The 11417-nt window shown below is 62.5% G+C and carries 10 protein-coding genes; 8 read left to right on the top strand and 2 right to left on the bottom strand.

Annotated features, from left to right (window positions below):
• Positions 1-34: 34 nt before the first annotated feature.
• Positions 35-1678, bottom strand: coding sequence for a Na+/H+ antiporter (locus HX873_RS13175; protein ID WP_003219338.1), 1644 nt, complete (start codon positions 1676-1678; stop codon positions 35-37).
• 213 nt (positions 1679-1891) lie between these two features.
• Between HX873_RS13175 and HX873_RS13170 the strand changes: the two genes are divergently transcribed.
• The 4 genes from HX873_RS13170 (at position 1892) to HX873_RS13155 (ending at position 5007) form a co-directional block, all read left to right on the top strand.
• Positions 1892-2254: an ArsC family reductase gene (locus HX873_RS13170; protein WP_003219341.1), complete on the top strand. Its 363-nt coding sequence runs from the start codon at positions 1892-1894 to the stop codon at positions 2252-2254.
• Between the two features lie 33 nt (positions 2255-2287).
• Entirely contained in the window at positions 2288-3322 is a 1035-nt protein-coding gene (gene dapD, locus HX873_RS13165) for a 2,3,4,5-tetrahydropyridine-2,6-dicarboxylate N-succinyltransferase (protein WP_003219342.1), read from the top strand.
• 69 nt (positions 3323-3391) lie between these two features.
• The gene (locus tag HX873_RS13160; RefSeq protein ID WP_008432246.1) at positions 3392-4597 is read left to right on the top strand and encodes an aminotransferase class V-fold PLP-dependent enzyme; all 1206 of its coding nucleotides are present in this window, start codon (positions 3392-3394) and stop codon (positions 4595-4597) included.
• Positions 4594-5007, top strand: coding sequence for a SufE family protein (locus HX873_RS13155; protein WP_177069010.1), 414 nt, complete (start codon positions 4594-4596; stop codon positions 5005-5007). The genes HX873_RS13160 and HX873_RS13155 overlap by 4 nt, the downstream gene beginning before the upstream one ends.
• Before the next feature lie 117 nt (positions 5008-5124).
• Here HX873_RS13155 and tcdA read toward each other — a convergent pair whose 3' ends face one another.
• On the bottom strand, positions 5125-5934 hold the full coding sequence (gene tcdA / locus HX873_RS13150; RefSeq protein WP_003219345.1) for a tRNA cyclic N6-threonylcarbamoyladenosine(37) synthase TcdA: 810 nt from the start codon (positions 5932-5934) through the stop codon (positions 5125-5127).
• Positions 5935-6153: 219 nt separating this feature from the next.
• Here tcdA and HX873_RS13145 point away from each other — a divergent pair, with 219 nt between their 5' ends.
• From HX873_RS13145 to HX873_RS13130, 4 genes are all read left to right on the top strand, one after another.
• Positions 6154-8745, top strand: coding sequence for a glycosyltransferase (locus HX873_RS13145; RefSeq protein WP_003219347.1), 2592 nt, complete (start codon positions 6154-6156; stop codon positions 8743-8745).
• A 236-nt stretch (positions 8746-8981) separates the two neighbouring features.
• Positions 8982-10133 carry a succinyl-diaminopimelate desuccinylase gene (dapE, locus tag HX873_RS13140; RefSeq protein ID WP_008430488.1) on the top strand — a complete coding sequence of 384 codons (1152 nt, stop codon included), beginning with the start codon at positions 8982-8984 and terminating at the stop codon, positions 10131-10133.
• Positions 10133-10942, top strand: coding sequence for a putative RNA methyltransferase (locus HX873_RS13135; RefSeq protein WP_008430489.1), 810 nt, complete (start codon positions 10133-10135; stop codon positions 10940-10942). The genes dapE and HX873_RS13135 overlap by 1 nt, the downstream gene beginning before the upstream one ends.
• Positions 10943-11019: 77 nt before the next feature.
• Positions 11020-11397, top strand: coding sequence for a hypothetical protein (locus tag HX873_RS13130; RefSeq protein ID WP_008430491.1), 378 nt, complete (start codon positions 11020-11022; stop codon positions 11395-11397).
• Positions 11398-11417 lie beyond the last annotated feature (20 nt).

Here is an 11417-nt window from a genome sequence, read left to right as displayed (position 1 = left end):
GCAAGCTCCCTCGCCACAAGCAAGCACCGCGGTGTTATTTGATATGACCCAGATTCGCCTCGCTCATATCCAGATCCGCCAACACCTCCCGTAGCACATCATCACCAATCTGATGGTGACGGCTCAGGCTATACAGTTCCAGACGCTGCGCCCGCAGGGCCTTGAGCCGCAACTTGCGCTCCAGTTGATCCATCTGCAACGCCAGCGCCTGGGCTTCGGCCGAATCGTTGAACACTTCCAGTTGATGACGATACTCCGACATCAACCGCGCCTTGAGCTCGGTGGCCAAGGCTGCCTGGGCGGCATCCTGGGGTGCAGCTTCAGCGGGTTCTTCGGCTTCCAGGGCATGGATAGCAGCCACGGCGGTCTTCTTCCAGGCCTCGCGCACTTCATTGTGGCGTTTCTCATCCGGGCTCTTCTCGATGCCGCGCAACAGCAGCGGCAAAGCGATGCAGGCCGCGACGAGCGAAAGCAGGATCACACCGGCGGCGATGAAGATCAGCAGGTCGCGCTCGGGAAAATCCTGCCCCGGCGCAAGCAGTAACGGTACCGACATCACACCCGCCAGGGTCACGGCACCGCGTACGCCACCGACGGTCAGCAACCAGCAGGACCGCGCGGTGGGCACCAGCGTCAGCTCACTTTTCCCACGAATCCGGCGCAATAAACCCGACAGTCGCCAGATGCTTTGCACCCAGATAAACCGCAACACCACCAGCACCAGGAAAATCGCGATCACGTCCAGGCAGCGATACAACAAGGTCGGCCACAGCGTCGGCTCGTGACTGACCACCGCCTTGATGATGTCAGGCAGTTGCAGGCCCAGCAGCAGGAAGATCAAGCCGTTGAACGCAAACTCCAGCAGCGACCAGACGCTGCGGTTGAGCAACCGGGTGCTGGTCTGGCGCGGCAGCAGGTCGAGCCAGCTTTGCATCATGCCCGCAGCCACCGCCGACAGGATGCCCGAGGCGCCAAGGCGTTCCGCCAGCACGTAGGCGGCGAATGGCAGCAACAACATGAACACCACGTGCGTCGCCGGGTCGTCCCAGCCCCGGGCGATCATCCAGGCACGCAGGCGGCCGACCAGCCAGCTCAACGCCACACCGACCGCCAGCCCACCCACGGCCACCAGCACAAAGGTGAGGCTCGCATCCGCCAGCGAGAACACGCCGGTCAGCGCCGCCGCCAGGGCGAACTTGAAGGTCACCAGGCCCGAGGCATCATTCATCAACGCCTCGCCCTGGAGCATGTGCATCAGTGGCGTCGGCAAGCGGTTCTGGGAAATGGCTGACACCGCCACGGCATCCGTCGGCGACAACACGGCCGCCAGGGCGAAGGCCACCGGCAGGGGAATACTCGGCAACAACCAGTGAATGAAGTAACCGGCCCCCACCACCGTAAACAGCACCAACCCCACCGCCAGCGTCAGGATCGGCCCGCGCAGGCGCCACAATTCACGCTTGGGCATGCGCCAGCCATCAGAGAACAGCAGCGGCGGCAGAAACAGGAAAAGAAACAACTCAGGGTCCAGGGCGACATGCAGCCCCAGGGTCGGCCAGGCCAGCAACGCACCGGCGGCGATCTGCACGAGTGGTAACGGCAGTGGGATCACACGCCCGACAAGGCGCGAAACGCTGACCAGCATCAGCAGGATAAGTACGGTGTAGGCGGTTTGCATAACGCGGGATTCCCAGACAATCAACTTGCAACAACACACATCAGGCAACAACTCGCCGTTGAAGTGCCATATTAGCCGCCTATGCTGCGCGATGGCCTTTGCACAAAAGTCGCACACGAGCAAAACGTAAGTGTGACGAGCGGCGCCGAAAGCCGCTGGCCATGGCATAATCCGTGACCTTTAATCTGCGTGAGCCCAAAGGGGGGCAATTCCTTGACCGCTTCAAGCAAAACGTTGCACCTTTTCGGCATCAAAGCCTGCGACACCATGAAAAAGGCGCGCACCTGGCTCGATGAGCACGCTATCCAGTATGAGTTTCATGACTACAAGACGGCCGGTATCGACCGCGAACACTTGACCCAATGGTGCAATGAGCACGGTTGGCAGGTGGTTTTGAACCGTGCGGGCACCACCTTTCGCAAACTCGAAGACGAACGCAAAGCCGATCTCGACCAAGCGAAAGCCATTGAATTGATGCTCGCGCAACCCTCGATGATCAAGCGCCCGGTGCTTGATCTCGGTGACAAAACCCTGATTGGCTTCAAGCCAGATAGCTATTCGGCGGCCCTCAAGTAGGCCAGCCCACTCCATTTCTGTAGAGGTAACAGCATGTCCAATTCCCTGTTCAGCCTGGGCTTCGGCGTCGGCACTCAGAACCGCCAAGGTGCTTGGCTGGAAGTGTTTTACGCACAACCGCTGCTCAATCCATCGGCTGAAATCATCGCGGCCATCGCGCCGATCCTCGGTTACACCGAAGGCAACCAGGCGATCACTTTCACCGTCACCCAGGCCCTGCAACTGGCTGACGCGCTCAAGGGCGTCGACGCTGCCCAAGCCGCCCTGTTGAGCCGCCTGGCTGAAAGCCACACGCCGCTGGTCGCCACCCTGCTGGCCGAAGACGCCGCACTGACCTCCACGCCTGAGGCCTACCTCAAGCTGCACCTGCTGTCCCATCGCCTGGTCAAGCCTCACGGCCTGAGCCTGGCCGGTGTGTTCCCGCAGTTGCCGAACGTGGCCTGGACCAGCCAGGGCGCAATCGACATCAATGAGCTGGCCGAGCGTCAACTGGAAGCGCGCCTGCGTGGCGACCTGCTGGAAGTGTTCTCGGTGGACAAGTTCCCGAAGATGACCGACTACGTGGTGCCGAGCGGCGTGCGTATCGCTGATGCCGCGCGGATCCGCCTGGGCGCCTACGTAGGCGAAGGCACCACCGTGATGCACGAAGGTTTCGTCAACTTCAACGCCGGTACCGAAGGCCCGGGCATGATCGAAGGCCGCGTGTCGGCTGGCGTGTTCGTCGGCAAGGGTTCGGACCTGGGCGGCGGTTGCTCCACCATGGGCACCCTGTCGGGTGGCGGCAACATCGTGATCAAGGTCGGCGAAGGCTGCCTGATCGGCGCCAACGCCGGTATCGGTATCCCGTTGGGCGACCGCAACACCGTGGAGTCGGGCCTGTACGTGACAGCCGGCACCAAGGTTGCGCTGCTGGACGAGCAGAACCAGCTGGTCAAGGTGGTCAAGGCCCGCGAGCTGGCCGGCCAACCGGACCTGCTGTTCCGCCGCAACTCCGAGACCGGTGCCGTGGAGTGCAAAACCCACAAATCGGCCATCGAACTGAACGCAGCGCTGCACGCTCACAACTAAGCAGCGACTCGATGCCACTAACGGCCCGCGCCTGACCGGTGCGGGCCGTTTATACGAGTCTTGATCACCATGCTTGTGCCCTCTCCCTGGCGCGCCGATTTTCCGGCCATCGCCACCCTGCAACGGCAAGACCAGACCTATCTGGACAACGCCGCCACCACGCAAAAACCTCAAGCCCTGCTGGACGCCATCAGCCATTACTACGCCAATGGCGCAGCCAATGTGCACCGTGCCCAGCATTTGCCGGGCGCCCACGCGACCCAGGCTTTCGAGGACAGTCGCAGCAAGGTGGCACAGTGGCTGAACGTCGGTGACGAGGGGCAAATCATCTTCACCCACGGCGCGACATCGGCGCTGAACCTCCTGGCTTATGGCCTTGAGCACCTATTCAACCCGGGCGACGAGATTGTCATCAGCGCCCTGGAGCACCACGCCAACCTGCTGCCGTGGCAGCAACTGGCCAAGCGTCGCGAGCTGGCGCTGGTGGTACTGCCGCTTGACGCTGGCGGCTTGATCGACCTGCAAGCCGCCGCCCAACTGATCGGCCCGCGCACCCGCCTGCTGGCGGTGAGCCAACTGTCCAACGTACTTGGCGCCTGGCAGCCGTTGCCGCAACTGCTGGCGCTGGCCAAGGCCCACGATGCACTGACGGTGGTCGATGGCGCCCAGGGCATCGTGCATGGTCGCCATGATATGCAGGCCCTGGGCTGCGACTTCTACGTGTTTTCCAGCCATAAACTCTATGGGCCGGACGGCGTCGGCGTGCTGTATGGCCGCACCGAAGCCCTGCATCACCTGCGCCACTGGCAGTTTGGGGGCGAGATGGTGCAGCAGGCTGATTATCAAAGCGCCAGTTTCCGCCCGGCGCCCCTCGGTTTCGAAGCCGGGACTCCGCCGATCGCCAGCGTGATCGGCCTGGGGGCAACCCTGGATTACCTGAGTTCCCTGGACCAGCAGGCGGTGACGGCTCACGAAGCCGCCCTGCACGACTACCTGTTGCGTGGCTTGCAAGCGCGCAATGGCGTGCGCTTGCTGGGGTCGCCGCACGTCGCCCTGGCCAGCTTCGTGGTGGAAGGCGTGCACAACGCCGACCTCGCCCACTTGCTGACCGAACAAGGGATTGCGGTGCGCGCCGGCCATCATTGTGCGATGCCGCTGCTCAAGCAGATGGGATTGTCGGGGGCGATTCGGGTGTCATTGGCGCTGTACAACGACTCCGATGACCTGGAGCGCTTTTTTGAAGCGCTGGATCAAGCCCTGGATATGTTGCGATGAGCTTGCCGACTGAGGCAGTTGTCGCGCTGGAAGCGTTCCAGGCGGTCGGCAGTTGGGAGCAACGAGCCCGCCTGCTGATGCAATGGGGCGAGCGGCTGCCCGCCTTGCCGGATGAAGACAAGGTCGACGCCAACCTGGTGCAGGGCTGTGAAAGCCTGGTGTGGCTGGTGGGGCGCTTGCAGGATGGGCATTGGCAGTTTGCCGCCAGCAGCGATGCACGGCTGATACGCGGGCTGGTGGCGTTGTTGCTGGCGCGGGTCAACGGTGTGTCTGCCGCCGAACTGCAAGCCGTCGACTTGCCCGGCTGGTTTGAGCAACTGGGCCTGTCGCGGCAGTTATCGCCGTCGCGCAGCAATGGGTTGAATGCGGTGCTGCAGCGCATGCGGCATCTGAGCCTCACACAAAACTAAATGTGGGAGCGGGCTTGCTCGCGAAGGCGGCGTGCCAGTCACCGGAGATGTCGACTGATACACCGCTTTCGCGAGCAAGCCCGCTCCCACATTTTGATCTTCATTCCAGACTGAGATCTAAGGGGCCTTGACCCTGTCAGCAGGCCGGCGCACCCCGGCCACTATCTTGTCCACCGCCTTGGTCGCGGCCACCATGCCGAAGGTCGCAGTCACCATCATCACCGCGCCAAACCCGCCGGCGCAGTCCAGCTTCACGCCATCCCCGACAAAACTCTTCTGCAAACAGATGCTGCCGTCCGGCTTCGGGTAACGCAGCTGTTCGGTGGAGAACACGCAGGGCACGCTGTAATGGCGGGTCACAGTGCGGGAGAAGCCATAATCGCGACGCAACGTGGAGCGCACCTTCGACGCCAGCGGGTCATTGAACGTACGGTTCAAGTCACACACCTGAATCAACGTCGGATCAATCTGCCCGCCCGCGCCGCCGGTGGTGATGATCTGGATCTTGCGCCGCTTGCACCAGGCAATCAGTGCGGCCTTGGCGTTCACACTGTCGATGCAGTCGATCACGCAATCGATATTGGGCGTGATGTACTCGGCCATCGTCTCGCGGGTCACGAAATCCGCCACCGCGTGCACGGTGCAATCCGGGTTGATGCCTTTCAGGCGCTCGGCCATGACCTCGACCTTGGCCTTGCCCACCGTGCTGTCCAGCGCATGCAACTGACGGTTGCTGTTGCTGACGCATACATCATCGAGGTCAAACAGCGAAATCTCGCCCACGCCGCAGCGAGCGATGGCTTCCGCCGCCCACGAACCCACCCCGCCCACGCCGACGATGGCCACATGGGCCGCCTTCAGGCGCTCCAGGCCTTCAATGCCATACAAGCGGGCGACGCCGGCAAACCGTGGATCTTCTGTACTCATGACCATTACCCCAAAAACCGGCGCGCATTATAGGGCTACACAGCGACAAGTTTTAAACTACAAGCTACAAGTAAGAGAACTTACGACGAGTTGCACTGCCCAATGTCCGGTTTTTCCCGGCTTGCTGTACGGTCGGTGAAAGGCCAGTGTAGGATGCGCGCCGTTCGGCGCAGGCCGACACCTCTTTTCGTTCCACACCCTTTGGAACCCGAAATAGCCATGTCATCGCGTAAATTTGGACTCAACCTGGTGGTGGTGCTGGCAATTGCCGCGCTGTTCACCGGCTTCTGGGCGCTGATCAACCGCCCGGTCAATGCCCCTAACTGGCCCGAGCAGATCTCCGGTTTTTCGTACTCGCCGTTCCAGCAAGGCCAGTACCCACAGAAAGACCAGTATCCGACCGACGATCAAATGCGTCAGGACCTTGCGATCATGAGCAAGCTGACGGACAACATCCGTACCTACTCGGTCGACGGCACCCTGGGGGATATCCCCAAGCTGGCGGAAGAATTCGGCCTGCGGGTGACCCTGGGGATCTGGATCAGTCCGGACCTCGAGCGCAACGAGCGCGAGATCCAGCGCGCCATCGAAATCGCCAACAGCTCCCGCAGCGTAGTGCGGGTAGTGGTGGGCAACGAGGCGCTGTTCCGCGAGGAAATCACTCCGGAAGCGCTGATCGTGCTGCTGGATCGGGTACGGGCCGCCGTCAAGGTGCCCGTAACCACCTCCGAGCAATGGCACATCTGGGAACACAACCCGCAACTGGCCAAGCACGTCGACCTGATCGCCGCGCACATCCTGCCGTACTGGGAACATATCCCGGTGGACAAGGCCGGCCAGTTCGTACTCGATCGCGCACGGGACCTGAAGAAGACCTTCCCGAAAAAGCCGCTGTTGCTGTCGGAGGTTGGCTGGCCGAGCAACGGCCGGATGCGTGGCGGTGCTGACGCCTCCCCCGCCGACCAGGCGATTTACCTGCGCACGCTGGTTAACACGCTGAACCGCCAGGGCTACAACTACTTCGTGATCGAAGCGTTTGACCAGCCATGGAAAGCCAGCGACGAAGGCTCTGTAGGCGCCTATTGGGGCGTGTTCAACGCCGCACGCCAGCAGAAATTCAACTTTGATGGCCCGGTGGTCGCGATTCCGCAATGGCGAGTGCTGGCGATCGGCTCGGTGGTGCTTGCGCTGCTGTCCCTGACCCTGCTGATGATCGACGGCTCGGCCCTGCGCCAGCGCGGCCGTACGTTCCTGACCTTTATCGCGTTCCTATGCGGGTCGGTATTGGTGTGGATCGGTTATGACTACAGCCAGCAATACAGCACCTGGTTCAGCTTGACGGTGGGCTTCCTGCTGGCACTCGGCGCCCTGGGCGTATTTATCGTGTTGCTGACCGAAGCCCATGAGCTGGCCGAAGCAGTCTGGACCCACAAACGCCGGCGTGAATTCCTGCCGGTTGAAGGGGATTCGGACTACCGCCCGAAAGTCTCGATCCACGTGCCGTGCTACAACGAGCCGCCGGAGATGGTCAAACAGACCCTCGACGCCCTGGCCGCCCTCGATTATCCGGACTACGAAGTCCTGATCATCGACAACAACACCAAGGACCCGGCCGTGTGGGAGCCGGTGCGCGACTACTGCGAAACCCTCGGCCCGCGCTTCAAGTTCTTCCACGTCTCGCCCCTGGCCGGTTTCAAGGGCGGCGCACTGAACTACCTGATCCCGCACACCGCCAAGGATGCCGAAGTGATCGCGGTGATCGACTCCGATTACTGCGTGTCGCCAAACTGGCTCAAGCACATGGTGCCGCACTTCGCCGATCCGAAAATCGCCGTGGTGCAGTCGCCACAGGATTATCGCGACCAGAACGAAAGCACCTTCAAGAAGCTCTGCTACGCGGAATACAAAGGCTTCTTCCATATCGGCATGGTCACCCGCAACGACCGTGACGCGATCATCCAGCACGGCACCATGACCATGACCCGTCGCTCGGTGCTGGAAGAGCTGGGCTGGGCCGACTGGTGCATCTGTGAGGATGCCGAGCTGGGCCTGCGGGTCTTCGAGAAGGGCCTGTCGGCGGCGTACTACCACGACAGCTACGGCAAGGGCCTGATGCCCGATACCTTTATCGACTTCAAGAAACAGCGTTTCCGCTGGGCCTACGGCGCGATCCAGATCATCAAGCGCCACACTGCGAGCCTCTTGCGCGGCAAGGACACCGAGCTGACCCGTGGCCAGCGCTACCACTTCCTCGCGGGATGGTTGCCGTGGGTGGCCGACGGCATGAACATCTTCTTCACCGTGGGCGCCTTGTTGTGGTCGGCGGCGATGATTATCGTGCCGACGCGGGTTGACCCGCCGCTGCTGATTTTCGCGATTCCGCCACTGGCGTTGTTCGTGTTCAAGGTCGGCAAGATCATCTTCCTCTACCGTCGTGCGGTGGGTGTGAACCTGAAAGATGCGTTCTGCGCGGCACTGGCCGGGCTGGCGTTGTCGCACACCATCGCCAAGGCGGTGCTGTACGGGTTCTTCACCACCAGCATTCCGTTCTTCCGTACACCGAAGAACGCCGATAACCACGGTTTCTGGGTGGCGATCTCCGAAGCCCGGGAAGAGATGTTCATCATGCTGCTGTTGTGGGGTGCGGCACTGGGGATTTACCTGGTGCAGGGCCTGCCGAGCAATGACATGCGCTTCTGGGTGGTGATGTTGCTGGTGCAGTCGCTGCCGTATGTGGCGGCGCTGATCATGGCGTTCCTGTCGTCGCTGCCGAAACCGGCACCGAAGCAAGAGCCTGTGGCCGCTGCTTAAAATCCTGCGCAATGCACTAAACGGCGGCCTCTGGCCGCCGTTTTGCTATAAGATAACGGCCATTTTGTGAGACTTGGCCCAGGCCATTGCTTTGTGTGGAGCGGGCTTGCTCGCGAATGCGGAGTGTCAGTCAACAATGTATGAACTGACCCGGCGCATTCGCGAGCAAGCCCGCTCCCACACAAGCCCCCCTCCCACATAAGCCTTGCGCCCTGACATGCTTCTGGAGTTTTTACATGACGGCCCACGCCGACCTTTCGCCGACCCTCCAACTCGCTATCGACCTGATCCGCCGCCCGTCGGTGACGCCGGTCGACGCCGATTGCCAGAAGCTGATGATGCAGCGCCTGGGCGACGCCGGTTTTGCGCTTGAGCCGATGCGCATCGAGGATGTGGATAACTTCTGGGCCACCCACGGCAAACACGAAGGCCCGGTATTGTGCTTCGCCGGCCACACCGACGTGGTGCCGACCGGCCCGGTCAAGGCCTGGCAGAACGACCCGTTCGACGCGCTGATCGATGAAAACGGCATGCTCTGCGGCCGTGGCGCAGCCGACATGAAAGGCAGCCTGGCGGCGATGCTGGTCGCTTCCGAGCGATTTGTGACCGACTACCCGGACCACAAGGGTTCGGTCGCATTCCTGATCACCAGTGACGAAGAAGGCCCGGCGCACCACGGCACCAAGGCCGTGATCGAACGCCTGGCAGCCCGCAAGGAGCGCCTGGACTGGTGCATCGTCGGCGAACCGTCGAGCACCACCCTGGTGGGCGACGTGGTCAAGAACGGCCGTCGCGGCTCCCTCGGCGCCACCCTGACCGTGCGCGGCGTGCAAGGCCATGTGGCCTACCCGCACCTGGCGAAGAACCCGATCCACCTGGCCGCTCCGGCCCTGGCCGAACTGGCCGCCGAGCACTGGGACGATGGCAACACCTTCTTCCCGCCTACCAGCTTCCAGATTTCCAACCTCAACTCCGGCACCGGCGCCACCAACGTGATCCCGGGCGACCTGACGGCGGTGTTCAACTTCCGCTTCTCCACCGAGTCCACCGTCGAAGGCCTGCAGCAGCGGGTCGCGGCGATTCTCGACAAGCATGGCCTGGACTGGCATGTGGAGTGGGCGCTGTCGGGCCTGCCGTTCCTCACCGAACCGGGCGCGTTGCTCGATGCGGTCTCCGCCAGCATCAAGGCCGTCACCGGTCGCGAGACCCAGGCGTCCACCAGCGGCGGCACCTCCGATGGGCGCTTCATCGCGACCCTCGGCACTCAGGTGGTGGAGCTGGGCCCGGTCAACGCGACGATCCATCAGGTCAACGAGCGCATCCTCGCCAGCGACCTCGATGTGCTGACCGAAATCTACTACCAGACCCTGATCAAGTTGCTCGCCTGATGCTCGCTTGCCCCATTTGCAGCGCACCGCTCCATGAAGTGGACAACGGCGTAGCCTGCCCGGCCGGGCACCGTTTCGACCGGGCGCGCCAGGGTTACCTGAACCTGTTGCCGGTGCAGCACAAGAACAGCCGTGACCCAGGCGACAACCTGGCGATGGTGGAAGCGCGCCGCGACTTCCTCAACGCCGGGCATTACGCCCCGGTGGCCAGGCGCCTGGCCGAACTGGCCGCTGAACGCAAACCCCAGCGCTGGCTGGATATCGGCTGTGGCGAGGGTTACTACACCGCACAGATCGCCGACGCCCTGCTGCGCGCCGATGGTTATGCCCTGGATATTTCCAGGGAAGCGGTCAAGCGCGCCTGCAAGCGCAACCCCACGGTGACCTGGTTGATCGCCAGCATGGCCCGGGTGCCGTTGGCCGATGCCAGTTGCCAGTTCCTGGCCAGCGTGTTCAGCCCACTGGACTGGCTGGAGGCCAAGCGCCTGCTCAGCCCGGGTGGTGGTTTGATGAAAGTCGGCCCGACCCGCGGCCACCTGATGGAGCTGCGTGAGCGTTTGTACGACGAAGTGCGCGAGTACACCGACGACAAGCACCTGGCGCTGGTGCCGCAGGGCATGAGCCTGCAACACAGCGAAACCCTGGAGTTCAAGCTCAGCCTGGCCGATCCCAAGGATCGCGCCAACCTGCTGGCGATGACGCCCCACGGCTGGCGCGCCAGTGCCGAACGCCGGGCCCGGGTGATCGAAGCCGCCGAACCGCTGCTGGTCACTGTGTCGATGCGCTACGACTATTTCGTGCTTCAATAACCCATTATTTTTGTGGGCCTCGGGGCCCACACCGAATCCGCGAATGGATTTTCAAAATCCCGCAACGAGGAACATCCATGCGCCAACCTGATATCGAGATTTACCTCAAGGACGCCGACGTCGACCACAAGGCCATCGCCGCCTGGTTGGGCGCCGCCCTGGGCCCGTGCACCGACTGGGTCCAGCGCGGCCAGACCTACAAGTGCAAAGCCGGCAGCGTACCGGTCACCTGGCTGCCGAAAGCCGTAGGCAAATGGAACAGCCTGTACCTGGAAAGCGACCAGACCCCGTGGGAAGACGACATCGCCTGCGCCCGCGCAGCCTTTGCCGCGCTGAACGTCGAAGTGCGTTGCGCGCCGGGCAGCTGGGTAGAGGAAGAAGGTGAAGAAAGCGCGGATACCTGGATTCGTATCAGCGCAGACGGTGAAGAGCAGATCACCTGGAAAACAACCTGAGGGATCGTTCCCACGCTCTG

Origin of the sequence: Pseudomonas sp. P7758 (genome assembly GCF_013386485.1) — a bacterium.
In the GTDB taxonomy this organism is placed as follows: domain Bacteria; phylum Pseudomonadota; class Gammaproteobacteria; order Pseudomonadales; family Pseudomonadaceae; genus Aquipseudomonas.
Note: the sequence above shows the minus strand (reverse complement) of the source record. Positions and strands in the feature narration are given on the sequence as shown.